The organism is Erwinia sp. B116, from assembly GCF_002865965.1.
Classification (GTDB): Bacteria; Pseudomonadota; Gammaproteobacteria; order Enterobacterales; family Enterobacteriaceae; genus Erwinia.
In genome coordinates this window covers 1-305 of sequence record NZ_JRZZ01000140.1, presented here as the reverse complement: position 1 = coordinate 305, position 305 = coordinate 1, and the positions used below count along the sequence as shown (strand labels likewise).

Sequence of the window (305 nt, the reverse complement as noted above, 5' to 3'; positions counted from 1 at the left end):
TGATATGGCTCAGTTGGTAGAGCGCACCCTTGGTAAGGGTGAGGTCCCCAGTTCGACTCTGGGTATCAGCACCACTTTCAAAATCTCCCTCCCTGCTTCTTCTCTGTTACAAAATTCAACGATTCAGGCAATGCCTGGTTGATGTGGTGATATCACCGATTAATCCGTGTCTTAGAGGGACAAGCGATGTCTAAAGAAAAATTTGAACGTTCCAAACCGCACGTCAACGTTGGTACTATCGGCCACGTTGACCACGGTAAAACTACCCTGACTGCTGCTATCACCACCGTTCTGGCTAAAACCTA

At 47.9% G+C, this 305-nt stretch carries 1 protein-coding gene; it reads left to right on the top strand.

The genetic code is table 11. The features are described 5' to 3' along the window. Nucleotides 1-186: 186 nt before the first annotated feature. Nucleotides 187-305: GTP-binding protein (locus tag NV64_RS22990; RefSeq protein WP_047963760.1), on the top strand; the 119-nt coding region annotated here is incomplete at its 3' end.